The organism is Ideonella sp. FW305-24, assembly GCF_058788035.1.
Genome location: NZ_JBYTAI010000023.1, coordinates 24,131 through 49,432, shown reverse-complemented (window position 1 = coordinate 49,432; position 25,302 = coordinate 24,131). Strand labels below are relative to the sequence as shown.

Sequence of the window (25,302 nt, the reverse complement as noted above, 5' to 3'; positions counted from 1 at the left end):
GCCAAGCCAGTCGCAGTCAAGTATTAGGCGAATAGTACTAAATGATTAGTAGATGTCAAGCGCCTGCTCGACTGACCTGTCGCGCGGTGTCGCCAAAGTGTCCTTTGCTACCCGGCTGCTCCTGCGGACACCGCTGCCTCGAACCATCCCTTCGGAGACACGCATGCAGGTCGTCGGCCACGCTGCCCGTCAACTCGGCAGCCCGCTGGCGCCCTGGACCCGTGGTGCCAGGCCACGAGATCATCGCCACCTCTGAAGAACGGCTGGAACGCGGCGAGGTGAAGGGCCGAGCGCGGAGCTGCCTTTGCTTTTTCGACTATTCCAGCTTCAGCGCTCGCAGCCGCAGCGCATTGCCGATGACGCTGACCGATGACAGCGCCATGGCCGCGGCGGCAACGACAGGCGACAGCAAGAGCCCGAACAAGGGATAGAGCGCACCGGCAGCGAGCGGGATGCCGGCCACGTTGTAGACGAAGCTCAGCGTGAGGTTCTGGCGGATGTTTCGCATCGTGGCCTGCGACAAGGTCCTCGCGCGAACAATGCCCATCAGGTCGCCCTTGAGCAGCGTGATGCCGGCGCTCTCCATGGCCACGTCCGTCCCGGTGCCCATCGCGATGCCGACCGTCGCAGCGGCCAGCGCCGGTGAATCGTTGACACCATCGCCGCCCATGGCCACGACCCGTCCCTCTTTCATCAGGCGCTGCACCACCGCGACCTTGTCTTCCGGAAGCACCTCGGCGACCACCTCGTCGATGCCGAGCTGCCTGCCGACCGCTTCGGCCGTGGTCTTGCCGTCACCCGTCAGCATCACGATGCGAATGCCCGCGGCCTTCAAGGCCTGAAGCGCCTGGGGCGTCGTGGCCTTGATGGGGTCGGCGATGGCCACAAAGCCCGCAAGCTTGCCGTCGACCCCGACGAAGATGACGGTGGCCGCGTTGGCACGCTGCACTTCTGCCGGCTGATTCAATGGTGCACAGTCAATGCCACGCTCGGCCAGGAACTTCGCGCTGCCGGAAACCACCCGCCTTCCGTCGACAGTGCCGACCACGCCCTTGCCGACGGGAGAATCGAAGTCGGTGACTGCCGACAGGTTCAGCCTGCCCTCCTGCGCGGCGTTGACGATGGCCGTGGCCAGCGGGTGCTCACTGGCCCGCTCGACGCTCGCCAGCTTCTGCAGCACGTCGTCCTTGCTGAAACCTGGGGCCGGTTCGACCTGAACGACGCTCGGGCGACCTTCGGTCAAGGTCCCCGTCTTGTCGAGCACCAGCGTGTCGACCTTCTGCATGCGCTCCAGTGCTTCGGCGTCGCGGATCAGCACGCCATGTTGCGCACCCTTGCCAACGCCGACCATGATGGACATCGGCGTGGCCAGGCCCAGCGCGCATGGACAGGCAATGATGAGCACGGCGACCGCTGTGACGAGCGCGTAGCTGAAGGCCGGCGGCGGGCCCCACACCAGCCAGGCGACAAACGTGAGCACCGCCATCAGGATGACCACCGGCACGAACCAGCCCGCGACCAGGTCGGCCATGCGCTGGATGGGCGCGCGGCTGCGCTGCGCCGCGGCCACCATGTGGACGATCTGGGCCAGCAGCGTGTCCGCGCCGACCTTCTCAGCGCGCATCACGAAGCCGCCTGTCTGGTTGAGCGTTCCGGCTGTCAGCTTGGCGCCAAGGGCCTTCGCAACCGGAATGGGCTCGCCAGTGACCATCGACTCATCCACGTTGCCCTTGCCTTCGGTGAGTTCACCGTCGACCGGCACCCTCTCGCCGGGACGCACGCGCAAGAACTCGCCGACCTGGATGGCGTCCACCTGAACGGTTTCGTCAGTGCCATCGGCCTTCACCTTGACCGCCGTCTTCGGCGCAAGCCCGAGCAAGGCCTTGATGGCACCCGATGTCTTCTCGCGTGCCCGGAGTTCGAGCACCTGGCCCAGCAACACCAGCACGGTGATGACGGCCGCCGCCTCGAAGTAGATCTGCACGGCACCATCAGCCAACCGGAGCTCGGCCGGGAACAGGCTGGGCGCAAGAGTTCCAACCATGCTGTAGATCCAGGCCGCCCCTGTTCCAAGCGCAATGAGCGAGAACATGTTCAGGCTTCGGTTCTTCACGGACGCCACGGCGCGCACGAAGAATGGCCATCCGGCCCACAGCACAACCGGCGTTCCCAGCAGCAGTTGCACCCAGTTCGAGGTCTGCTGCGCGATGAGGTGATGGATGTTGAAGAGATGTCCGCCCATCTCCAGCGCGAAGACCGGCAGCGTCAGTGCCGTGGCAATCCAGAAACGCCCCGTCATGTCGCGCAGTTCTGGGCTCTCCCCGGCATCCGCCGTCGCCAACACCCGCTCCAGCGTCATGCCGCAGATGGGGCAATTGCCTGGGCCCATCTGGCGCACCTGCGGGTGCATCGGGCAGGTGTACTCGACCTGGCCGTGGCCGCCCTCGGCCGGCAGTTTTGCCGCAGCGGGGGTACCACCCATCACCGTACCGTCAGGCATCACATGCTGGCCGTGGTGCGCAGTGCTGCGGGGTGTATCCGTGTGGCTTGTCATGGCGCTTTCCTGTTCCTGTCTGCAGTCTCCCTTTACTGGGGTGCCGCGGCCTTCATTGCCTCGCGGTCCATCATCATCTGCATCATCATGTCCATCATGTCCATGCGGCGCCTCATCATCGAAGCGTCCATGGGCATTGCCGACTTGCCACCGGCCACGGCTTTGCCGCCCATCATTGCGCCGCGCATCTGGTCCATCATCCCCATGCCGTCCTGCATGGCCTTCATGTGATTCTTCATCAGCGCGGCGCGCTCCTCGGGCGACTTGGCAGCGGCCATTTGCTGGTGCATTTCCTGCATCTTCTTCATCTGCTGGTCGTAGCCGGCAGGCGCGGGCAATGCCACAGGGCTGGCGGGGTGGTGCGCAGCGTGTTCTTCGGCCTCGTTGGCGGCGCTTGCGGGCATCGCCGGATATCCGGCCAACAAGGCGACGGCCAGCGCGCTCAAACCGGGGGCAAGTTTCATGGTGACGATTCCTTGTGTTTTGGGTGCGCCATCGGCGCCCCTTGAGGACAGGTTGCACCCGGCCCCTATGCCCGCCGTTGATGCAGGTCAAGTCAAGACCCGCAAAGGCAAAGGCAAAGGCAAAGGCAAAGGCAAAGGCAAAGGCAAAGGCAAAGGCAAAGGCAAAGGCAAAGGCAAGGGTCAGCGGCGGCGGCAAGGCCTGGCCCTGCGCGTGCATGAGCCCGACATTGAGACATGCACCTGAGCATGGACCTGCGCACTCAGCGCACCCAGCGCACCCAGCGCGGTGATCGACATTGGGGGCGATGAGGGGTTGGGCGGAAAGAAAAAACGGCCAGCGCCTTTCGGTGCTGGCCGTTTTGCTCCGGGCAACAGGATCAACGGCCGCCGTTTGCGGTGGACAGCACGGTGCCGCCCTCGCCCACCGCCCACACATCGGTCGGCGTGCGGAAGCCGACGCCCGACGGCATATGCACGGTGCCCGTGGGCCTCAGCCGCCTGTTCAGATCCCGCTGGCGAAGCCCGCGCTGTCTTGCTGGCCCCAGCGGGCGGCCACGGCTTGGATGGCTTCGGGGATCTGTTCGGGGGGCACCGGGCGGCTGAACAGGTAGCCCTGGGCGTGGGCCACGCCGCGTTGGGTGAGCCAGGCTTGCTGGCGCTCGGTCTCGACGCCTTCGGCCACCACCTGCAGGCCCAGTGCGTGGGCAAGCGAGACGATGGCTTCGACGATGGCGCCGTCTTCGGCGGCGTCGGGCAGGTCGCGCACGAAGCTGCGGTCGATCTTCAGCTTGTCGATCGGCAGGCGCTTCAGGTAGGCCAGCGAGGACAGGCCGGTGCCGAAGTCGTCGATGGCGATCTGTACGCCTCGCGCGCGCAGTGCAGCCAGCGTGCCGACATTGGCTGCCACGTCTTCGACCAGCGTGTGCTCGGTGATCTCGATCTGCAGCCGGCCGGGGTCGGCGCCGCTGCTGGCCAGCGCGTCGGCCACCTGCTGCTCCAGCAGCTTGCGCTTGAACTGGCGGCCCGAGGCATTGACCGCGATGAACAGCTGGCCCAGGCCGGCTTCGCGCCAGGCCGCCTGCTGGCGCGCGGCGGCCTGCAGCACCCAGGCGCCGAGGTCGCTGACCAGGCCGGTGCGTTCGGCCATGTCGATGAAGGCAGCCGGCATCAGCAGGCCGCGCTCGGGGTGCTGCCAGCGCACCAGCGCCTCGGTGCCGACGACCCGGCCCTGGCGCAGGTCGATGATGGGCTGGTAGTGCAGCAGCAGCTCGTCGCCGCGGATCGCGCGGCGCAGCTCGGCGTCCAGCTGCAGCTGCGAAGACGCGGCCTCGTTCATCGAGCGGCTGAAGACCGCGAAGGTGTTCTTGCCGCTGGCCTTGGCGGCGTACATCGCGGTGTCTGCCGCACGCAGCAGGGCTTCGGCGCTGTCTGCATCGGACGGGAAACGTGCCAGGCCAACGCTGCCGCGGGCATGGATCTCCTGCCCGCCGGCCTGCAGCGGTGCGTCCAGGCAGGCCAGCGCGGCCCGACCCAGCCGGTCCAGCGCTTCGTCATCGCCCTGGTGCTCGCACACGACGATGAACTCGTCGCCGCCAAAGCGGAACACCAGGTCATTGCGGCGCAGGCCGCGCTGCAGCCGCCCGGCCAGCAGGCGCAGCACCTCGTCGCCGACGACGTGGCCCAGCGTGTCGTTGATCAGCTTGAAGTCGTCGAGGTCAAGCAGCATCAGCACGAAGCCATGGCCCAGTGCGCGGGCGCTGTCGACCATGGCGCGCAGGTGCTCGTTGGCGGCGTGGCGGTTGTACAGGCCGGTCACAGGGTCGAAGTAGGCCAGTTGGTCCAGCCTGGCCTCGGTGTGGTCGATGGCCCGGCGGACCCGCCGCACCCGCAGGTAGGCGATGACCAGCGCCAGCAGCGCCGAGACCACCGTCAGCAGCGCGAAGATCAGCGCGCGTTCGTGCAGCGGCGTCAGCGAGACCCGCAGCACGATGCGGCCGACCACCCGCTGCTTGAGTTCGACCAGCGTTTCCACCACCATGCCAGCATCGCTGCCAGCCGCGTTTCGACGGTAGCTGGCAAACAGCCGGCCATCGGGTGTGTAGAGCAGCGCCTCGGCGACGGCCGGCGCCGCGCGCAGCGAGGCCAGGGTTTCGGTGGCCGCCTTGACATCGGCAAACAACAAGGCCGCTGCGCTGTTGTCGGCCGCCATCCGGGCCTGCACCAGCGCATCTTCATGCAACGCGACACGCGACCAGGCATGCAGCGACAGGTTCAACACCAGCCCGGCTACGGCCAGCGCCACGCCGGCCGATGCCACGGCCGCCCGGGTCAGCTGGCGGCCCAGGCCGCGGCGCTGGGCACGGGCCAGCAGCGGCACGGCAGGTGTCTCGCGAAGGGCCTGGAAAGGCAGCGGGGCGGGGTCTGGCCGGTTCATCCAGTGACCTTTCGTGCCAGCCGCAGCAGGCGTGAGCTGACCTGCAGCCTGGCTTCGCGGGCCTCCACCAGGTCGATCTCGAACACCATGCGGCCGTCGGCCTGCGCCAGCCGGATGGTGATGCCGTCGTCGGGCTGGGCCGGGCCGTCGCCGATCAGCAGCAACGCAGTGGCCCGCGGCGGGCGGCGGCGGGCGGGCGGCTCGCCGTCAATGAACAAGGCATGGCAGCCATGCGGCGCCTCAGCCGGTTCCAGCGTGCGCACGGCCAGCCGCAGCGGCCCCACCGGCCGGCCTTCCAGCGACTTGACCGGGCCGCGCAAAGGGCTGCCCTGCGCCAGGCACAGCACCAGCGCACCACCGGCAGCCGGCAGGGCCTCGGCGGGCCATTCCACGTATTGCAGCAGGTTGTAGACGATGGCCGACTCCAGGTCGGCCCGCTCGACGGCGTGCGCCAGCGGCAGGCCCAGCACGGCCAGGCCGGGCAGCCAGCACAGCCGCCTGAAGAAGGACGTGCAGGGCAGGCGCATCGCGTCAGAACGCAAAGTCCAGACGCAGCTCGACGCTGCGGCCCGCCTGCGGCAGCACCGGCTGGCTCGTGGCGTCGCCACCAGGGTCCTGATGGCGTCGGTCGAACAGGTCGAACACGCTGGCCGAGAAGGACCAGCCGCGCGAGGCCAGCGGTGTCGAGAGCGTCAGGTTGCTCAACTGGTAGGCAGCCGCTGCGCCGCGCCGGCCGATGCCCTGCCACTCCAGCCCGGCCTGCCAGCCCCGTCCCAGCGGCAAGATCGCCGCCAGCTTGGCCATGCGCTCGGCCGAGTAGCCGGCCACCTGAGTGTCCATGTCGCTGTCGCGGCCGTGCTGCAGCGTCAGGTTGGCGCGCAGCCTGCCGCCGCTGGCCCAGATGCGCTCCCATTCCAGCTCGGCGCCGTGGGTCCGCACGCCGCCCTGGTTGTCGAAGCGATAGCGCTCGCTGTCCGGGTCGCGGTTGAGCACCAGCAGCTGGCGCGCCCGATTGCTGAACAGCGACAGGCTGTAGCGGTCCTGCGAATCGGGCCGCCAGTCCAGCGCCAGCTCGCTGCCGCGCACGCCTTCGCTGGTCAGCTTCGGATTGATTTCATAGCCACCGCTGCCGGGGACCTGGTAGTGGGCCTCGAAGGCATTCGGCGCACGGTAGGCGGTGCCATGGATCAGCTTGGCCACCAGCGTGTCGTCGGCGCGCCAGATCAGCCCCGTGCGCAGGCTGAATTCACGCGCGCTGCCACTGGTCTGGTCCCAGCGCAGTCCCGTGTCCAGCGTCCAGTCGCGGGCCAGCGCGTATTGGTCCTCGACGAACAAGGCATGGCGCTGCAGGCTGCGGCGGTCGTCCAGCAGCGGCGCGGTGGGGGGATCGATGTCGGCATTGCGCTGCAGCAGCAGCGGCAAGACCTGCAGCTCGGCGCCCACCAGCAGCTTGTGGTCCTGCCAGCGGGTGCTGAGCCAGCGGCCTTCCAGGCCCCACCAGCGGCCCACCGCAATGTCCTGGTTCACCGTCACCGGCGGATAGTCCATCGCATAGCGGCCCTCGAAGCGGTAGCGCCCGGCAAAGCCGCGCGCCGTGAGCTCGTCGCCCTCGTCGGTCGCATGCACCCAGCTCAGGTCCAGCAATGACTGCTCGTCATGGTTGACGGTGCGCGGGTCGCCCTGCACACCGTCTGGAAACAGCGGATTCCCTTTGGTGCGCAGCGCATGCAGCACCGTGGCCCGCCAGTCGCCCTGGCGGACGCGGGCGAACAGCGTGGTGCGGCCTTCCGCGTCGCCATGGCGGGCCGAGCCGCCGTCTGGCAGCGGCACCGTGTCGCCGGCCATCACTGCGCGGCTGATGGACCATTGCAGCGCCGCGCCGCCGGGCAGCTGCACGCTGTCGGCCAGCCGCAGGCTGCGCGCGCCGAAGCTGCCGGCCGAGACGCTGGCCAGCGAAGTGCCGGCCGCGCCGGGCTGGCGCGTGACCACGTTGACGACGCCGAACAAGGCATTGCCGCCATACACGGCCGAGCCCTGTCCGGGAATGAATTCGACACGCTCGACCATCGCCAGGTCCAGCGGCATCTCGCTGCCGAGGTAGGCCTGGTCGTAGATGGTGTCGTTGATCCGGTTGCCGTCGATCAGCAGCAGCACGCGGGTGTTGTAGTCGCCCGGCACATAGAAGCCGCGCACGCCGATGTAGCTGTACGAGCGGTCGGTGGTCACCATCACGCCACGCATCGAGGCCAGCACATCGGCCAGCGTGCGGTAGCCGAGCGCGCGGATCTCCTCGGCACTGACCACTGTCACCGCAGCAGCCGCGCTGCTGGCGCGCGAAGCGAATTTGGAGGCGCCGGTGACCGGCAGGTCCAGCAGCGTGTCCAGCGGCAAGGCCGCCAGCTCGGCCGCGCTGGTCGGCTCGGCGGCGCTCAACGGCAGGCTGATGACGCCGCAAGCCAGGGCACAGGCAGAACCGAAAAACTGCAGGGACGACAGGGACAAACGCATGGCGGCACGCGGCTGCAGCGCGGCGGGCACTGGACCCAGCGCCGCGCAGCGCAAAAAAAGAGAAGTTCAAAACCGGGCGGCACGTGCGGCCCACCCGGTCCGGCCGCGGGACCGACCCCACAGCATCTCGACTATATCGACCGCCAAGGTCAGGCCTTGAGGGCCGGCGCGGCGCCACCGCGGGCCCTGGCGCGCCGCTGCCAAGCCTCTCAGCCCATCAAGTCATCCAGCACCTTGCCTGAGGCCGCATCGGCCAGGCCGTCGAAGCGGCCTTCGGTGGCGATCAGGCTGGCGGCGCGCATCAGGCCGCCCCATGCGGCGCGGGCCAGGCCGCCGCCAATGCTGACGCGGCGCACGCCCAGCGCGGCAATGTCCTGCAGCGTCAAGGGGCTGGCGGAGCCGACCAGCAAATTGACGGGCTTGGGGGCGACCGCGGCAACGACGGCGGCGATCTCTTCGGGCGTGCGGATGCCGGGGGCATAGAGGCAGTCGGCGCCGGCCTCGGCGTAGGCCTGCAGGCGCCGCAAGGTGTCGGCCAGGTCCGGGCGGCCGAGGAAGAAGTTCTCGGCGCGGCCAACCAACAGCGTGTCGCCCCCGGTTTCGTCAATCGCCCGGCGGGCGGCGCGAATCCGGGCCACGGCGTCGCCGATGTCGCGTACCGGCTTTGCGGCGTCGCCGGTCGAGTCTTCGATCGACAGGCCGGCCACGCCGGTGGCAACGGCCAGCCGCACGCTCTCGGTCACGCCATGCGGATCGTCCGCGTAGCCGCTCTCGAAGTCGGCGTTGATCGGCAGGTCCGTGGCGGCCACCATGTCGCGCAAGTGGGCCAGCACCTGCGCGCGGCTGAGGCGGCCATCGGGCAGGCCTTGCGACCAGGCGAAGCCGGAACTGGTCGTCGCCAGCGCCTGGAAGCCCAGGCTTTGCAGGTAGCAGGCGCTGCCGGCATCCCAGGGATTGGGCAGCACGAAGCAACCGCTTTCGTGCAGGCGCTTGAACTCGCGGCGCCGGACGGCGATGCGATCGGAGGTGTTGTTCATGGTGGAACCCTCGGCTGGGGTTGGCGGCGGGACCGGCAGGGAGCCGACCAGTGTGCCGCAAGCTCAGCTGGCTTCCAACTGATGTCGATGGACGAGCGCAGTGCGGAGAACAGCGCCTCAGGGCGCCACGCGCTGCGCGTCCAGCGCGCGGCGCAGGCCTTCGGCTTCGTCTTCCAGCGTGACGGCGCCCAGCGCCAGGAAGGGCTCGCTGCGGGCGCGCATGGCTTCGGGGGTGCGCTGGGTGTAGGCATCCACCGCCTGCAGGCCCAGGCCGTGCAGCGTGCGGTTGGCCTGCTCGGCGCGGGCCAGCGAGGCCACGCTTTTTTCCAGCAGTGCGGTGACGGCGGCGGTGACCTGGCGCTGCGATGCGAGCGCCTGCTGGCCTTGCGCAGTCGCATCGGCCGCGGCACGTTCGGCCCGCTCGCGACGCTGATGTTCGGCTGCCAGCTCGGTGCGCAACTGCGCCAGCTCGGCCTGCGCGACCGTCAGTGCCTGCGCTTGTTGGACCTTGGCGGCCTGTTCGCCGCGCGCCGCCCCTTCGGCGCGGGACAGCCGCTGGGCCAGCTGTTCCTTCTCGGCCTTGTCGGTGGCCTGCTGCTGGCGCAGCGTGTCGCGCTCCTGCTGGGCTTGCTGAAGCGCGGCCTGGGCGGCGCGGGCGACTTCCTTGGCCTGGGCAAGCCGCTTGTCGCCACCGTCTGCGGCGTGGGCCAGCGCAACGCTGCAGAGCACGGCCAGTGCGGCGCAGCGGATCATTGAGAGACCTGATTGCATGCTCAGAACTTCAGGTTGGTTTCGAGCTGCAACACGTCGATCTTCAGCGGCGCGCTGCTGAGGTTGCCGCTGATCGAGCTGGGGTCGCCGGGGATGCTCAGGAAGCGCACGTTGTCGTCCAGGTTGCGGGTGCTGGTGAAGCGCAGGCCCAGCGTGGCCTTGTTGTCGAAGGCGTACTGGCCGCCGACGCTGAAGCCCTTGTAGTTGGTGCCGCCCAGGTGCCAGGTGGTGTCGGTGTAGGCATCGATCCAGGCGTCGCGCTCCAAATGGCGGAAGGCCGCGAAGACCTGCCACTGGCCGGGCTCGATCAGCTTGGCATGGCCGAACTGCAGCCTGGCCTGGTAGCCCAGCGTCTTGTCCTTCAGGTCGGCCACCGCGGTGGTGCCGGCGCGGCGCTGGATGTCATCGTTGTCGAAGCCGGTGTTCTTCACCACATGGAACGAGAAGTTGACTTCGTAGGGGTTGTAGTGGCGCGCGGTGAGGCTCAGGCTCAGGTCCACAGGCTTGAAGCGCGAGGCCAGGCCCCAGACCGGCGCGGCGGTCGAGGTGGGCGCGTTGAGGTTGATCAGCGTGTTGCCCTTCTGCCGGATGGCCGCCGGGTAGGCGCTGTTCTGGTACGGCGCAACGCCGGCCAGCGCACCGGTGGGCGGCAGCTCGTTTTCGCGCACGCCCTGCACGTTGCGGAAGTTGTAGGCGCCTGCGGCCACGCGCAGCTGCCAGGCGTCGCCAAACGCCCAGTCCAGGCCCAGCTGGCCGCCGACCAGCGCCTTGTCCTTCTGGCTGTTGGCGAACTCGGACAGCGCGAAGCCGCCCGCGGTGGCAAAGCCGTACAGGCCGCTGGCCATGTCCAGCTCGCCGTGGCCGGCCAGGCCGTCCAGGCCCATGTCGTCCGGCCAAGTCAGGTCGCTGCCATCGAACGGCACGCCCATGCGACCGGCGTCCAGCCGATTGCCCTGCAGCGGCTCCCAGCGCACCGAAGCGCGGTCCACGCCAATGCTGAACCGGTTGCCGTCATTGCCGGCGGTGACCGACTCGGAGGTGGGGCTGCCCGTCGTGCTGCCGGTCGCCAGGCGCACGGTGCCGCTGAAGCTGTCGCTGGCCTTGGCATGGAAACCCACGCGGGCGCGCAGCGTCATGCGCTGGCGGTCGTTGCGGGTGTTGGTCAGGTCCGGGGCCCACGCGGGCGAGTCGGTCTGGGCGCGGAAGATCTCGGGCGCGATGTTGTCGTTGGCGAACATCTCGTCCTGCGCGCGCACGCGGATGTCGCCGTCGATGGATACCGAGCGCAGCCAGCCCGGCAAGCGCCTGCCGTCGGTCCAGCCTTCTTCGCGGGCGGCGACCAGCACCTCGTTGCGCACCTCGTCCTTGATCTTGGCGCGGGTGCTGTCGCTGAGGTAAGGCACGCGCACGACTGAGCGCGGCGCGCCCCAGCCGGTCTCGGCCGGCAAGGGCGCGGGGTTGCCCGCGGCGACCGCTTCGCCCGCCGCCTTGGCCTTGCGCAGCAGTTCGTCGGCCTTGGCGCGGGTCAGCAGGCCTTGCTCGACCAGGGCGTCGATCAACGCCAGCGTGGTGGCTTTGAGTTCGCCCAGCGCGGCGGCTTCGCTGGTGGCGGGCGCAGTGTCAGCATGGGCTTGCGGCAGCGCGGCCAGCAGCGCCAGGGCCAAAGGCGCGAGGCGGAAGGAGATTCGGGTCATGGGGTTCTCGAAAGACATGGGTTGTTCTTCACGCACCGGCGCGCACGGTCAGGCGAAAGCGCATGGGCTGAGCCACGGCCGGGGGCACTGGCAGGCGCAGCGCCTCGGCGCTGGCGTCCAGCGCGGTCTTCAGCGCGGGCGAGCTGCCGTCGGCTTCCCAGCGGGCGATGCGCCCGTCCGGGTTGATCCACAGCGCAAAGTTCGCGCTCAGCTCGCCAGCCTCGGGCGCCAGCCGACGCTCCATCTCGGCCAGCAGCAGTTGGCGCACGGTGTTGGCGTACAGCCGCTCGGCCGCTCGGTCGGCCACGCCGGGCGACGAGGCACCGCCGCTGCTGGCCGGGCCGGTGCGGTATTCGTTGTTGACGGCGCCGGCTGCAAACGCGCTGGGCCCGTTGCCAGCCGCGCCCTCCATCTTCAGCGGCTCGTTGGCCGGCTGCGGCGGCTTGGGCGCCTGCTCGGGTTGGGCCTGCGGCCGCGGCTGCGGTTTGGGCTCTTCCTTCTTCTGCTCCTTCGGTGGCGGCGGAGGGGGTGGCGGCGTGTCCGGCAGCAGCGCAATGCGCGCCACCTGGCGCTTCGGGCCAGCCGTGCTGCCGCTGGCGAAATGGACCAGGGTCCAGATCACCAGCGCGGTGCCGGCGCACAGCAGCAAGCCCAGTGCGAGCCGGCGCAGCAGCGGCTGCGAGACGCGGCCGGTTTCCTGCTGGCTGCTCAGGCCCAGGCGCTGGCGGCGGGCGATCAGGGCGGTGGTGTGGTGCATGTCAGGTCCCGCTCATGTGCCGATCCGCGACGTGACCAGCGCCATGTCCACCGCCAGCCGGTTGCACAGGTCAATCACTTTGACCACCGGCTCGTAGCTGGCCTGGCCGTCGCCCTTGATGGCCACGGTGATCTTCGGGTCCGCGGCCTTGGCTGCGGCGAGGCGTTGCTCGATCTCCTGCGCCGTGAGCGCCGCGCCATTGAGCAGCAGCGCGCCCTCGGCCGTGATCTGCACCACCAGCAGTTCGTGGTGCTCGCTGCTGGGCGTGTTCGACGGCTTGGGCAGCGTGATGGACAGGCCTTGCACCGAGGCGGTCGTCATCAGGATGAAGACCACCAGCAGCACATAGGCCAGGTCCAGCATCGGCGTGACGTTGATCGTGTCGTAGGGCTTGGTGTCGTTCTGGACTTGCATGGCGTGCGCTCCCGTTTGTTCACTGCGCTTCGCGCTGCGTCACCAGGCCAAGCTCGGTGATGTCCAGCTTCTTGGCCACTTCCAGCACCTCGGTCACCTTCTGGTACTGGGTGCGCGCATCGGCCTTGAGCACCACCGGCAAGGAGGGGTTGGCCGCCTTCATCGCCGAGAGGCGCTGAGACAGTTCCTCCAGCGTGACCGGGTACGCGTCCAGGTAGACCGCGCCTTCCTTGGTGATGGTCACCGCGCGCGTCTGCGGCTTGGCCAGCTGGTTGGCCGCCAGCGTGCGCGGCGAGTTGACCTTCACGCCTTGCACAGAGGCGGTCGTCAGAATGATGAAGGTGACCAGCAGCACATAGGCCAGGTCCAGCATCGGCGTGATGTTGATGTCGTCGTACGGCTCATTGCCGCTCTTCACGTCAGCTGACATGGCCTGCTAGTCGCTTATTGCGGACCATGCAGCTCGGCTGCGCGGGTCACGAACTCGTCGACAAAAATTTGCATGTCGGCCGAGATGGTCTTGATGCGCGAGGCCAGCCAGTTGTAGCCAAACAGCGCGGGGATCGCGACGCCCAGGCCGGCAACGGTGGCCAGCAGCGCGGCGGCAATGCCGGGGGCAATCGCGTTGACGTTGACGTCGCCGGCCGCGGCAATGGCGGCGAAGGTGATCATCACGCCGACCACGGTGCCGAGCAGGCCAAGGAACGGGCCGCCGGAGATGGCAATCGTCAGCAGCACCATGCGGGCGTTCAGCACGTGGTTCTCGCGCACCTGCACCGCGTCCATCGTCGCCTTGATCGAGTTCAGCGAGGCGCCGGTCAGCGTCTGCATGCCACGCTCGCGGCGCTTGGCGATCTCGGCCTCGCCGGTGGCATAGAGCCGGTACAGCGTGGAGTGCACGAACTCGCCCGCAGTCTTCAGGCCCTGGCCGGTGAAGTCGGCACGGAAGCGTTCCAGGAAACGCTCGTTGTCGCGGCCCACGCGCTGGACCAGCATGGCCTTGGTGACCATCACCGCAGCGGCGATGAAGAACATCACGATCAGCACGCCAATCACCGCCCAGGCGTCACCGGTTAGGTTCTTCAACAGGATGCCGAAGTAGCCGCCACCGCCGGACTCGCCACCGCCGTCGGCGCTTTCCTTCTGGCTCTTGATGAAGCTGCCGTCCATGCCTTGCGCCGCGGCGGCCAGTCTGACCCAGCCGGCGTCGCGTGCGGCCGGCAGGATCTGCAGTTCGTCCACCAGGCCCTTGTAGCCCTCGCCCAGCACCATGGCTGGCGTGGCTGCTGCGGGCAGCAAGGCATCGGCCTGGCCCACCGGCTTGCCGTTGATGTAGAGCTGGGCCTTGCCCTGCCCCACCGTGAGCACCACGTGCGACCAGGCCGAGCCGGGCAGCGCCGCGCCGCCCAGGCGCTCGTCGCCGATGCGGGCTTCGAGCTGGTCCAGCACGCGCATCAGCTTGACGGGGCCCAGCGCCAGCAGCGTCGAGGATTCGGTCGGCGCGTCGGGCTTGAGCCACAGCGCAATCGTCAGCCCGCCTTCGGGTGACAGCACCAGCCGCGCATTGGGGCCGAAGCTCAGCGGCGTGCCGGCCAGGCGCACCGCACCGCCGAGCAGGCCGTTGGGCTCGCGTTGCATCACGGTTGTGCTGACCGCGCTGCTGGTGGCGTCATGCGCAGGGCCGTCGGCCGGCTCGCTGAAGTGCAGCACCGCGGCATGGTCGGCCGCGAACAGGCCAGGCTTGGCTTCGGCCGTGGCCTTGTCGTTGCCGGCGTAGACGTGCAGCAGGTTCTTGTCGCTGCCCTGCGCCACGCTGGGCATGCGCACCCACAACACAGCCAGTTCGTTGATCGCGTCGAAACGCTCGATCTCGAACGGCAGTGGCGTCTTGTCGTCGGCGCCGACGACGCGCAGGTCCGCGCCGTCCGGCAGCGCCAGCGCGAAGTCGAAGTTGCCCGAGTGCAGGCGCACCGGCACCAGCACATCGGCCTGCGCATTGGGCAGCGCCAGGCCCTTGGCCGTCGTGTCCAGCTCGACGCGGGTGCGGGTGGTCCAGGCGTCGTTCCACCAGGCGTGGGCCGGCGTGGCGAGGACCGTGGACAGGGCCAGGGCAGTCAGCAGTTGGCGAATCATGGGTGGGTTTCTTTTCTTCGGATCGGAATGGAATCAGCCCTGGCCAAAGCCAAGGAACTCGAGCAGCAACTGGCGGCGCGCACGGCGCTTGCGGCGCCGCTCCTCTTCGTCGTCGCCGGCTGCCTTGGCGGCGCTGGCGCTGGCCTCGTTGACCTGGGCCAGGCCGGCGGTGAGGCCCACGTTGGGCGCGGCCGGCGGCGCACCGACGACCGAGCCACCGACGATGTCGTCCGCGCCGCGCACCACGTCCGCACCCAGCGTCACCGTGCCCAGCGCGCGGATGCCGGCCTCGCCAGCATCAATTGCGCCGGCCGGCGCGTACAAGTCCAGCGCGCTGTTAGCGTCCAGCACGGCAATGCCGCTGCCGCTGAACGAGCCGCTGGTGTCGACCACGATGCGGCCGTTGCCGTCCAGCCGGAACACCGGCGGCGGTGCGCCGACGACCGTCTTCGCGCCACGCCCGGCGTCCACGTCGCCTGTGGACGACCACAGCAGGATGTCGCCCTGGGCCAGCGTGAAGATGCGGGACTGGTTGACCAGGATGTCGCCATGCGCAATGCCATCGATGTCGCCACCGGCGACGGTGACGATGCCCAGCTCGCTGGCCGGCTTCTGGCTGCCGCCGCTCTCGCCGGCATTCACCGCGCCACCGGGCGCCAGCAGCGTGATGCCGGAGCCCTGCAGCGTGCGCGCCTGGGTGGCAGGCAGGCGGATCTCGCCGCCCGGCCGGCCGTTGCCTTCCAGCGGGAACAGCGCGTTGATGGCCGCGTAGCCGCGGTCGTAGGCGGCCTCCTTGTCGTCGGCCAGGCGCGCGGCGACCGCGGCGCGGCCCTGGGTGCGCACCTCGTCGACCAGCACCGCGTTCAGGCGCAGCAGCTGGCGCTCCTGCGGCAAGGCCTCGAAGGCGACCAGCGCGGCATCCAGCGACAGGGCCTGGCCAGTCTGCGCCTGCATGAAGTCGACCAGCGCCTTGGCGCCGGCCGGCGTGTCGGCCTTCGCGACCGCGGCGATGAAGGGCTGGCGCCGCGCGGCGTCGGCCCGGCCCAGCGCCTCGGCCAGCAGCGCGGCCGGTGCGGCCGCCTGCTTGACGGCCGACAGCGTGCCCAAGGCGGCGAGCGCCTGCGCGTCGCTGTCGCTGGCATGGCCCGGCAGGCTGCGCACGTAGCGCACCACTGCGGCCTGGTAGCCGGCGTCGCCCAGCAAGGCCTTCACCTGCGCGAGCTGTGCCTGGGTGCCCTGCGCCGCAAACGCCTTCGCGGCCTCGCTGCCCAGCGCGGGCACCTGGCCGTCGGCTGCGCTCAACAAGGCATAGACGTCGCCTGCGCGGGCCGCAAGCGCAGCGGCGCCCAGCACGCCAAAGCCGCGGCGGGCCGCGTCGGCGTAGTCGGCACCGTCGGCGCGCAGGCCGGCCACCAGCGTCAGGTGGGCGCTGCCTTCGGACAGGCGCGTGCTGTTGTCCACATTGCCCACTGCCTGCAGGCCGGCGGCGCTGCCGAGGTCGATGTCGCGACCCGCCGTCAGCACCAGGTCGCCGGGGCCGGCCACGCGGATGGAGGCCAGACCGAGCTGGATGTCGCGCCCGGCCTGCAGCAGGCTCAGCTCGCTGGCGGGCGCGTTGATGGCTGGCGTGTTGCCGTCCAGCCGCACAGCCTGCTGCTGGACCTCCAGGCCGGCGTTGACATTGCTGCCTGTGAGCAGGATGTCGCGTTCTGCCATCAACCGCACCGGGCGGGCCGAGCGCAGCGAGCTCTGCACCTCCAGGTCGCCACCCGCGGCGATCATGCGCACCGGCGTGCGGTCCGTGCGGTCCAGGCCGTTGCCGTCGCCGCGCGCGAGGTCGCCATAGCCCAGTGCGAGCCAGGCGCTGCCAGGCAGGCCCTGACCGTTCAGGCTCTGCGCGTCGATGCCGCTGTCATCCTGGTACGACACGCCTTGCGTCCAGCTGGCATTGACCTGCAGGCTGGTCGCCAGCGTGAGCTGCTGGCCGGCCAGCAGGTCCAGCCGTGCGGCAGCCGCTTCGGCTTGCTGGATGACCGGAGCGGCCAGGTAGCCGCCAACCTGCAGCGAACCGGATGGCGCGGCCATCAGCACCTGCGTTGGCAGCAGGTTGACGGTCTGCGCGTCGCCGGCGGTGTTGAGCGGTGTGTCGGGTTCGGCATCGGCCCGGTAGTGCAGGTCACCGCCTGCGGCGCGCAAGCTCAGCGAGGCCTGGCCATCCAGTCCGCTGATCCAGCGGCCATCGACGGCATGGCTGCTGACATCCGAGCCCAGCGTCAGGTCGCGCCGCGCACTGATGTCCATCGTGGTGTTCTCGTGCGCCAGCTGCAGCCCGGCAGTGATCGCACCGCGCTCGGTCAGCGCCTGGTTCTCCTGCCAGGCCACGTCGCGGCCGGCCTGCACCGTGAGCTCCCGGCCGCCGGCCTGGATCAGGCCACCGACCACGTCGCGCCCGGCCTGCACATGCACGCTGCCACCGCCGTAGCTGTGCGCGCCGTCGGCATCAATGAAGCCTGTCGTCGGCGCAGCCAGCATCAGCTCACGCACATCCGTACCGGCGCTCACGTCGATGCGGCCACCGCCAAACGACGCCAGGCCGTGCTGGAAGCCGGCTTCGTAGGTGTCCGGCTCGGAAGTCCAGTAGACCAGCTTGCCGCGCTCGGTGATGCGCGTCCAGCCGTTGGCATGGGCCGACTGCAAGGTGTTGGTGTAGTACTGCTGGTACGGATCCGCGGTCACCGAGCGCGAGCGCACCGACTGGCCGGCGCTGACGCGCAGGTCGCCCGCGTCCACGCGGAACAGGTCGGCCTGGCCTAGCGTCTTGCTCGCGGCCAGCGCCGCCGCATCGGTGCTGCCCACGCCCCAGCTGTAGAGCCGGGTCTGGCCCTGGGTCAGGTCAATGTCGCGGGCGGCGGCCAGCGTGATGTCGCCGGTGGTCGTGCGCACCGTGGTGACCGCCGGCGTGCCGCTTTGCATGCGGCCGATGCTCAGGTCGGCATTGCTGCCGCGCTGCACCGCGTTGACCGCTGCCGCGTTCAGGTCTGCGCCGGCGACGAAGCGCAGGCTGCCGCCGGCGCTGCTGAGCCCGCTCCAGTGGAAGCCGGCGGCGATGGACGAGCCGACGCTCAGGCTGCCTGCTGCGCGCAGCGTGATGCTGCTGTCGCCCACATGGCTGGCCTCGCCGTCGTTCTGCTGCACGGTCGCGCGTTCGGTGGGCGTGGCCCAGGTGCCGCCCTGCATGGCCACCGACAGGTCGCCTTCGCTGCGGATCTCGGCGCCGGCATGGATGCGCAGGGCAGCCAGCAGGTCGGCATTGCCACCCGCGAGACGGTTCGCAAGCAGCTCGGCCTTGCCGCCGTTGGCGCCGATGAAGTTCTGGCCTTCGGTGGCCAGCGTGCTGGCCAGCAGGGTGCCGGCGGCCGGTGCCGCGTAGTCGGTGACGGTATCGATGCCGTCGTAGACCTTGACGGCTTCGACGTCGATGCGACCGGCGCCGGTGATGCTGGCGGCCAACGGCGCGATGGCCACGCCGGCGCCGTCGGGGTTGTCGGCGGTGATGCCTTGCCGCGCTGCACGCAGCAGCAGCCGGCCCGCATCGCCGTTGACGCCACCGGCCACGTCGATGCGGCTGCCGGCCTGCAGTTGCAGCGCGCCGGCGCTCGCATTCAGTTCGACCCGGCCGCCGTCGCCGCTGCCGTCCACGGCCTGCGCCGAGGCCAGCAGCGCCGAGCCGGACGCAAGCGTCAGGGCATCGCGTGACGCCAGTGCGATGCGACCACCGTCGGCGCCGCGGGCGTCCAGCGTGCCGCGCACGGTCAGCGCGCCGCCATCGGTGCTGAGCTCGATCTCGCGTGCGGCCAGCTGCGTCTGCGCGCCGATCAGCAGGTCACCACTGCGCTGGTGCACCCGGATGGCGCCGGCAAAGCTTGCCGGGTCACTTTCGCCCATGCGCTGGGCCAGTGCGGCCAGGTCCACCGCCGCGCCGCTGTCGACCGACAGCTCTGCGCCGGTCTGGCCCTGGCTGCTGCCAACCAGCTGGCCAGCCAGCAGCTGCACCGCGCCCTGCGGTGCGGCCAGACTGAGCCGGCCGCCTTCGGCATTGCCGGCAGCCGAGACGTTGATCACGCCGCCCTGCATCATCACGTCGCCGGCCTGCGCGCTCAGGTTCACCTGGCCGCCGCCGAGGTCCACGCTGGCCTCGCCCACCGCCACCGTGCGGCCGGACACGTCAATGCGGCTGCCGGCGCCCAGCACCACGCCATCGCGCGCGCTCAGGCTCACGTCGCCGGACGGCAGCACGATGCGGCCGTCCTGCTGGATCTGCGCGGCTTCGAGGTGGAAGGCCGCGCCCAGTGCGGAAGGCGGGGCCACGCTGTCTGCAGTGGCCGTCAGCCAGGCCTTGCCACCGGCTTGCAGCGTGGCGTCGGCACCGGCGGTTTCGGCGACCACGCCGCGCGATTGCAGCGTGAGGTCACCGGCGCTGGCCAGTGCGGCGTCGCGCCCGGCAATGGCGACGGCGTTGTCGGCCTGCAGCGTCAGCGAAGCCGCACCCTGGGCGACCATGCGGCCGCTGGCCAGGCGAATGTCGCCGCTGCCGCCGGCCGCCGCGCTGGCATGCAGCGTGACCTGGCCGTCGCCGGCCTGCGCCGCGCCTCCGGTCAAACCGGCGCTGTTCGTGAGCGTGATCTCGCCGGCGGTGATGCGTGCACCGGCGCCGGTGGCTTCGATGGCACGCAGCGTCGGCGTGTCCAGCACCAGGCGGTCCAGCGTGGGCGTGCCGTCCGCCGCTTCGCCAAGCACTGCGCCGTCCTTGAGGTTGATGAAGCGGTAGGCGTGCAGCGTGAGCTGGTTGGCCTGGCTGGCCTGGGCCAGCAGCGCGGGCGTGAGCGACAGCACGCCAGGCCCGCCGGCCGGGCCGCCGATGGTCAGCGTCGGCGCGCCCAGCGTCAGCTCGCTGGCCAGCAACTGGGCCGAGCCGGCGATCTTGGCGTCCTGGGTCGCGTCCAGCAGCAGGCTGCCACTGCTGGCCTGCAGCTGCACCTGGCTGCCGACGCTCAGGGCGCCGGCCTGCAGCGTGGTGCCCTGGCGGCTCAGCGTGGCGCCGGGCGCGCTGGCCAGGCGCAGCGCGGCACCGTCGCCCTGCAGGCTGTAGGTGGCCGGTGCATCGGCCGATGCGACGGCAGGCGCGGCGCGCAGCACCGAGCCGGCGGCAATGTCGACCTTGTCGGTCGCGGCGATCACCAGGTCCGGCACGCTGAGCACCTCGCCGTTGGTGGCGACTGTGACCTGTTGCGCGTTGACGCTCAGCGGCACGCTGCCGTCGGCCGCGGCGCTGCCGCTGCGTGCGCCCAGCACCAGCGTCTGCGCGCCGAGCTGGTTCAGCGTGGCAACACCGAGCTGCAGTGCACCGTCGCCAGCGCCGCCTTCGACGGCGCCCACGGCGATCTCGGCCGCGCTGAATTCGGCCCTGCCGCCGCGCCCTGCGGCCTGGCCGGTGCCGGCCTTGGCGCCGGCCATCGCCACCTGGCCCTGCAGCGTCGCGTTGACGGTGGACAGCGCCAGCGTGCCAGCGTCCATCGGGCGCTCCAGCGTGGCCGTGCCGGCAGTCGCCGCACGGTCCGTGAAGGTGGTGTTGGCGGATGCGCTGCGGACCTCGCTGCGCGTGCTGGCAATCTCCCGGGTGGTGATGCGCCAGGTGCTGGTCTGCTGGTCCGCCGCGCCGGTGCCGGCGGTGGACAGCCGGGCGCCGACCCAGACTGAACCGTCGGTCTGGGTGACGGCGGTGTTCAGCGCCAGCGGCGTGCTGGCCTTGACTGGCTCGACCAGGAAGGCGCCGGGCTGCAGCGCGTAGCGCGCCGGCAGCAAGGTGTAGGTGCCCGCCGGCACCGGGCCGCCGGTGCCGATCTCGATCTGCCGGCCCTGGGCTGCGGCGCCGGCCAGCGTGCTGTCGTACAGCGCTGCGCCGTGCACCGTGGGCACCAGCGCGTAGGCGCCGTTGCCGCCGGCGAACACGTCGGTCGAGCCGCCACGGCCGGGCACGAAGGTGTAGGCCGCGAGGTCGCCGCCGCCGGACAGGTCCAGCTGCGCACCGGCGGCCACGGCCACGTCGGGCGAGGCGATGTCGATGCGCTTGGTGGGCGCCGCCGCGAGTACGCTGCCGTCCGGTGCCAGCCAGCGGTCTTCGCTGCCGGTGCCGTAGGGCAGCAGCAGGCCGGCGGCCGAGACCGAGGTGCTGCTGCCGGCCTCGAAGCGCACGGCTTCGCTGGCTGTCAGCAGGATCTGGCCCTGCGGCGCGCGCACCACGCCGCCCTGGGTGATGGTCGCCGCCGTGATGCCCAGCGTGCCGCCGGCCGACAGCGGCGCGGCGATCTTGGTGGCGTCCGCGCCGTTGCCGGCGATGCTCACGTCATGGTCCACCGCGCTGATGCGGAAGTCCACGCCGGTGCCGGGATAGAGCTGGCGCGCGCGCAGCGACAGGTCGCCAGCGGTGACCAGGCTGCCCTTGAGCGCGCTGCTGTTCAGGCCCTGCAGCATCAGGTCGCCCTCGGCCGCCAGCGCCAGCTTGGCCAGGTCTTGCGTGACCCAGTTGCCCGAGACCAGCAGGCCATCGCGCGAGTGGATGCCCAGCGTGGCATCGCCAGCGCGGGCCTGCATCACCGGCATGGCGGTGCCGTTGGCCCCGCTCACGCCCCCTTGAAGCTGCACCTGGCCGGCATTCAGCTGCACCGCCTGGCCGGGCTGCACGCCCAGCGAGCGCGAGGCAAGTGTCAGCGTGCCGGTGAGATCCAGGTTGGCGCCACCGAGGAAGCGCAAGCTGTCGCGTGCGCTCAGGCCCAGGTTGGCCACACCGGAGGCGCGGATGGCGGCGGTGGAGATCGAAGCCGTGTCATTCAGACCATCGATGGCGGCGGTGTCGCCCAGCGTCACGCCGGCGGTCTTCTCGGTCGGGCCTGTGGCAATGCGCAGTTCGTGCCGGACGTTCTCGGCATTGCCGGGCTGCTGCGTGGCGGCTGCATTCAGCGTCACGTTCAGCGTGCCGCCGCTGGCCTTTGCACCCCCCGCGTGCAGGTCGATGCTGCCTTCGGTGACCAGCGCGCGGCCGGCCTCTATGCTCAGCGTGCCACCGTTGCTGTCGACCTGCTGGCGCGCCCAGCGCACGCCGCCTTCGCCCAGGCTGCTGCGGTCCAGCTCGGCACTGGCGCCATGGGCGGCCAGCGTCGCGCCCTGCTGGATCACCAGCACCGGAGAAGTGGCCGGCACATCGCTGCCGACCTTCAGCGCGATGCTGCCGCCGTCCAGCACCTGGCCCTGGCGCAGGCCGTTGGTGGTCGGGCTCGGCAGCGTGGTGCCGGAGACATCGACGCTGCTGTGCGAGCCCAGCCACAGCATCGTGTCGCTGGGCGCGCCTGCAACTTCTTCCTTGGTGGCCGAGACCGCCAGCGCCACCTTGCCGCCGGCGGTGTGCAAGGCACCGTCCATCAGCAGCTGGTTGCGCGCGCTCAGGGACAGCGTGGACAAGGCAGTCGACTCGATCACCGCGCCCTGGTTGACGACCAGCCGGCCGTCGGTGCTGTCGGTGCCGCTGGCACGCAGGCTCAGGTTCACCGCGGCCGGCGCCACGCCGGGCAGCGGGCCGGCGGTGGCCAGGCTGCGCCAGTCGCTGCCGCTCGCCGCCAGCACGGCCAGGCGCGGGTCGAGCTGCCATTCGTCGCGGTGCAGCGTGACATGGCTGCCGGCCGCCACCCGCAGTTCGTGCCTGCCGTCCAGCACGAAGCTGCCGAAGCCGCCTTGCTGCAGCAGCGAAGCGTTCACGAGCTGGGTGCCGGCAGCCGGGGCGACGGCCGAGCTGCCGAGCTGCAAGCTCGGCGCGGTGAGGCTCAGCGTGCCGCCGGTGGCCAGTGACTGGCCCAGCAACTGGCCGCCCAACTGCAGGCCCGGCGCTTCGGGCAGGTCGAGCGCGGTATAGGCCAGCGCGATGCTGCCGGCATTGCCGCCACGCAGCGTGCCGTCGGTGCCGACCACGGCGCCGCCGGACACGTCCACCACACTGCCCCGGCCCAGCTGCACACCGGTGTTGCCCGAGGCCGAGAAGCTGCCGCCGGTGCTGGCGGAGGTCGCCTTCGGCCCGTCGATCAGCGTGTTGATGAAGCGGCCTTGCAGCTGCACCGTGGTGCCGTTCGCCAGTGTTGCCTGACCCTGCTTGCTGTTCAGCTCGACCTTGCCGCCAGCGCTGCGCACCTGGCCGCCGAGCTGCACGTCGCCACGGCTGGACAGCAGCCGCAACGTGGCCTGGTCGCCCAGGTCCAGCGCGGCGTTGGTCGACTGGCCGAGCACCGAGACATTGCCGTTGGCGGCAATCGCCACCTGGCCGAAGCCGGCGTCCAGCAGCGTGTCGCGCGACATGCCCGAGGCGGCAGGCAATGCTGCGGCCATCGCGTCGGTCCACAGGCCCTCATCCACCTGCGGACCCTGGGTGCTGAGGTTGAAGAAGTCCAGCACCGCGTCGCCGTTGTACTTGTCGCTGCTGAAATCCTGCTGCCGCTGGACCACTGCGCCGATGTTCAGGCTGCCGCGCACGGCCTGCGCGTCCAGCCCCTGCTGCTGGCGCGTGCCCTGCATCACGTGCGCGTCCATCGCGCCCTGCGCGACCACGCGGGGCGCGACGATGGCGACGCTGCCGGCGGCGCGGCCTTCGGTGTAGCCGTCTTCGTGGTGGGTCGGCGTCAGGCTGCCGTAGTTGACCTTCACGCCCCAGCGGTCGTAGCCGGCGGCGCTGCCCTTCTGCAGGTTCAGCGCGCTGTTGTAGACCAGGTCGGCCGGGGCGCTGTTGAGGTCGTAGAGCTGGCCTGTGCTGCTGATCAGCTGGGTCTCGCGCACCTCGGCCGCCGTGTAGGCCACCTGGCCGCCGGACACGTCGATGCGCGAGCCGGCGCGGATCAGCACGCCGCTGCCGGCCGTCAGCCGCACCTTGCCGCCGGCCGAGAGCCGCTCGCCAATCGTCTGCTGGATGCCGTCGCGGTAGCCCTCCAGGCTGCCGAGCAGGGCAGAGTCCTGGCGCACGTCCACGGTGACCTTGCTGCGGTAGAGCAGGCCGTCCTTCTGGATGGGTGCGTCCTTCAGGTCGTTGCTGCCCAGCAGGCCGGTGGTGACGAAGAATTGCGAGACGCTCGCGACCGTGTCGGTGGTGCCGGAGACGTCGATCAGCGCGTCTTCGGCCAGCACGATGCGCGAGGCATCGTCCACGCCCTTGTCGGCAGCGTAGCCGCGCGTGGCCGTGGGCTCGTAGTTGGGCACCTTCTCGGCCCGCACGTCCACCGTGGCGCCGGGCGCGATGATCTTCGCGCCGGTGTCCAGCAGCACGCTGGCGCCGGCCAGGTCGATGCGCGGTGCGACGAAGGTGGCGTTGCCGTCGCTGGTCAGCGGCTTGTTGCCGTTCTGCTCGGCCGCGTTGTCAGGGGCAATCGTCGTCTGGCTGCCGGCGCCCAGCACCAGCGCGCCGGCCTGGGTCGCGTCCACGCTGCTGGTGCCGGCCTTGGCGTTGCCTTGGGCGCGCAGGATGATGCTGCCGTTTTCTGTGACGCTGGTGGTCGCGCTGATGCGGCCCATCTGGTTCACCGTCATGCCCACCAGCGTGGTGTTGCCGCGCGCCGTGCTGATCAGGCCGGTCGTGGTGTTGACGACGCTGCCCTGCCGGTCTTCCGCATCCTTGGGGCCGGCCCCCACCTCGACCAGCAGGCCGCGCAGCGCAGGCACGTCCGGGTTGTTCTCGGAGGCATACAGTGATCGGCTGCCGGGCTGCTGCAAGTAGATGGCGCCGCCACCGGCCAGCATGGTCTGGCCGCCTGGCGTGCTGATGCTGCCGGCGTTTTCCACCCGCTTGGCGAACAGGAAGACCCGGCCGCCGTTGTCGGTGGTGATGGTCGCGCCCTCGTCCACGCGCACGAAGTTCTTGCTGTCGACGAAGTTGGCGGCCTCGCCGTCGTACTTGAAGGTCGGCGAAAGGGTGTTGTAGAGCAGGCTGTTGGTCAGGCCGGACTTGAACTCGTCATCCGTGAGGTTCAGCGCCGAGGCGATCAGCGAGCCGGTGTTGACCTGCGCGCCCTTGCCGAACAGGATGCCGTTGGCATTGATCAGGTAGATCTCGCCGCCCTTGGTGGCGCTCAGCTTGCCGAAGATCTGCGAGGGTGCGGTGCCGCCCGTCACGCGATTCAGCGCGCTGTAGCCTTTGTCCGCCATGTCGAAAGTGACGCTGCTGTTGGCGCCAATGTCGAAGCTCTGCCATTGGTAGATGGCGCGTTGGCTGGTCTGGCTGATGCTCTGGTTCACGCCGCCATTGGCATTGGGCGTGTTGACCGGCGCGGCACCGCCGCTGCCGTAGACACGCCAGCTGGCGGAGGGCACCGGCACCGCGGCGACCGGTGGCGCGGCCGGCTTGGCCTGGGCCGCGACCCACAGCGGCCAGCAGGTGGCCAGCGCGGCCATCAGCGGGGTCAGCGAAGACGGGAAGCGAAGCGCGCGGGGGGAAGCCATGCCGGAAGC

General features: G+C 70.3%; 14 protein-coding genes. 1 reads left to right on the top strand and 13 read right to left on the bottom strand.

Annotated elements, in window-relative coordinates:
• Positions 1-316: 316 nt before the first annotated feature.
• Entirely contained in the window at positions 317-2,554 is a 2,238-nt protein-coding gene (locus AC3WR5_RS32720) for a copper-transporting P-type ATPase (protein WP_492489972.1), read from the bottom strand.
• Positions 2,555-2,586: 32 nt separating this feature from the next.
• A complete protein-coding gene (locus AC3WR5_RS32715; RefSeq protein WP_492489970.1) occupies positions 2,587-3,018 on the bottom strand; it encodes a hypothetical protein in 432 nt (143 codons plus the stop codon).
• On the opposite strand from AC3WR5_RS32715, the gene AC3WR5_RS32710 reads away from it, so the two are divergent.
• Positions 3,017-3,262 (top strand): hypothetical protein, encoded by a 246-nt coding sequence (locus AC3WR5_RS32710; protein ID WP_492489968.1) that lies wholly within the window; start codon positions 3,017-3,019, stop codon positions 3,260-3,262. The two genes, AC3WR5_RS32715 and AC3WR5_RS32710, sit on opposite strands and share 2 nt — an antisense overlap.
• Positions 3,263-3,520: 258 nt before the next feature.
• On the opposite strand, the gene AC3WR5_RS32705 is transcribed toward AC3WR5_RS32710, so the two are convergent.
• From AC3WR5_RS32705 to AC3WR5_RS32655, 11 genes are all read right to left on the bottom strand, one after another.
• On the bottom strand, positions 3,521-5,452 hold the full coding sequence (locus tag AC3WR5_RS32705; protein WP_492489966.1) for a putative bifunctional diguanylate cyclase/phosphodiesterase: 1,932 nt from the start codon (positions 5,450-5,452) through the stop codon (positions 3,521-3,523).
• Entirely contained in the window at positions 5,449-5,979 is a 531-nt protein-coding gene (locus tag AC3WR5_RS32700; protein WP_492489964.1) for a YfiR family protein, read from the bottom strand. Before AC3WR5_RS32700 ends, AC3WR5_RS32705 begins: the two co-directional genes overlap by 4 nt.
• A 4-nt stretch (positions 5,980-5,983) precedes the next feature.
• The gene (locus AC3WR5_RS32695) at positions 5,984-7,960 is read right to left on the bottom strand and encodes a TonB-dependent receptor plug domain-containing protein (protein ID WP_492489962.1); all 1,977 of its coding nucleotides are present in this window, start codon (positions 7,958-7,960) and stop codon (positions 5,984-5,986) included.
• A gap of 209 nt (positions 7,961-8,169) precedes the next feature.
• Positions 8,170-8,997: an isocitrate lyase/PEP mutase family protein gene (locus tag AC3WR5_RS32690; protein WP_231013026.1), complete on the bottom strand. Its 828-nt coding sequence runs from the start codon at positions 8,995-8,997 to the stop codon at positions 8,170-8,172.
• A 117-nt stretch (positions 8,998-9,114) separates the two neighbouring features.
• On the bottom strand, positions 9,115-9,768 hold the full coding sequence (locus tag AC3WR5_RS32685; RefSeq protein WP_231013027.1) for a hypothetical protein: 654 nt from the start codon (positions 9,766-9,768) through the stop codon (positions 9,115-9,117).
• Between the two features lie 2 nt (positions 9,769-9,770).
• Positions 9,771-11,462, bottom strand: coding sequence for a putative porin (locus AC3WR5_RS32680; RefSeq protein ID WP_492489960.1), 1,692 nt, complete (start codon positions 11,460-11,462; stop codon positions 9,771-9,773).
• Positions 11,463-11,490: 28 nt separating this feature from the next.
• Positions 11,491-12,219, bottom strand: coding sequence for a hypothetical protein (locus AC3WR5_RS32675; RefSeq protein ID WP_492489958.1), 729 nt, complete (start codon positions 12,217-12,219; stop codon positions 11,491-11,493).
• 12 nt (positions 12,220-12,231) lie between these two features.
• Positions 12,232-12,633: an ExbD/TolR family protein gene (locus AC3WR5_RS32670; protein WP_141290819.1), complete on the bottom strand. Its 402-nt coding sequence runs from the start codon at positions 12,631-12,633 to the stop codon at positions 12,232-12,234.
• A 19-nt stretch (positions 12,634-12,652) separates the two neighbouring features.
• Positions 12,653-13,063 (bottom strand): ExbD/TolR family protein, encoded by a 411-nt coding sequence (locus tag AC3WR5_RS32665; RefSeq protein ID WP_141290817.1) that lies wholly within the window; start codon positions 13,061-13,063, stop codon positions 12,653-12,655.
• 14 nt (positions 13,064-13,077) lie between these two features.
• Entirely contained in the window at positions 13,078-14,766 is a 1,689-nt protein-coding gene (locus tag AC3WR5_RS32660) for a DUF2341 domain-containing protein (protein ID WP_141290815.1), read from the bottom strand.
• Positions 14,767-14,799: 33 nt separating this feature from the next.
• Positions 14,800-25,293 carry a filamentous hemagglutinin family protein gene (locus tag AC3WR5_RS32655; RefSeq protein WP_492489956.1) on the bottom strand — a complete coding sequence of 3,498 codons (10,494 nt, stop codon included), beginning with the start codon at positions 25,291-25,293 and terminating at the stop codon, positions 14,800-14,802.
• Positions 25,294-25,302: the final 9 nt, after the last annotated feature.

Coding starts and splice junctions, on each gene's coding strand:
- AC3WR5_RS32720 (WP_492489972.1), bottom strand. CDS start 2,554: ATGACAAGCCACACGGATACACCCCGCAGCACTGCGCACCACGGCCAG.
- AC3WR5_RS32710 (WP_492489968.1), top strand. CDS start 3,017: ATGGTGACGATTCCTTGTGTTTTGGGTGCGCCATCGGCGCCCCTTGAG.
- AC3WR5_RS32715 (WP_492489970.1), bottom strand. CDS start 3,018: ATGAAACTTGCCCCCGGTTTGAGCGCGCTGGCCGTCGCCTTGTTGGCC.
- AC3WR5_RS32705 (WP_492489966.1), bottom strand. CDS start 5,452: ATGAACCGGCCAGACCCCGCCCCGCTGCCTTTCCAGGCCCTTCGCGAG.
- AC3WR5_RS32700 (WP_492489964.1), bottom strand. CDS start 5,979: ATGCGCCTGCCCTGCACGTCCTTCTTCAGGCGGCTGTGCTGGCTGCCC.
- AC3WR5_RS32695 (WP_492489962.1), bottom strand. CDS start 7,960: ATGCGTTTGTCCCTGTCGTCCCTGCAGTTTTTCGGTTCTGCCTGTGCC.
- AC3WR5_RS32690 (WP_231013026.1), bottom strand. CDS start 8,997: ATGAACAACACCTCCGATCGCATCGCCGTCCGGCGCCGCGAGTTCAAG.
- AC3WR5_RS32685 (WP_231013027.1), bottom strand. CDS start 9,768: ATGCAATCAGGTCTCTCAATGATCCGCTGCGCCGCACTGGCCGTGCTC.
- AC3WR5_RS32680 (WP_492489960.1), bottom strand. CDS start 11,462: ATGACCCGAATCTCCTTCCGCCTCGCGCCTTTGGCCCTGGCGCTGCTG.
- AC3WR5_RS32675 (WP_492489958.1), bottom strand. CDS start 12,219: ATGCACCACACCACCGCCCTGATCGCCCGCCGCCAGCGCCTGGGCCTG.
- AC3WR5_RS32670 (WP_141290819.1), bottom strand. CDS start 12,633: ATGCAAGTCCAGAACGACACCAAGCCCTACGACACGATCAACGTCACG.
- AC3WR5_RS32665 (WP_141290817.1), bottom strand. CDS start 13,063: ATGTCAGCTGACGTGAAGAGCGGCAATGAGCCGTACGACGACATCAAC.
- AC3WR5_RS32660 (WP_141290815.1), bottom strand. CDS start 14,766: ATGATTCGCCAACTGCTGACTGCCCTGGCCCTGTCCACGGTCCTCGCC.
- AC3WR5_RS32655 (WP_492489956.1), bottom strand. CDS start 25,293: ATGGCTTCCCCCCGCGCGCTTCGCTTCCCGTCTTCGCTGACCCCGCTG.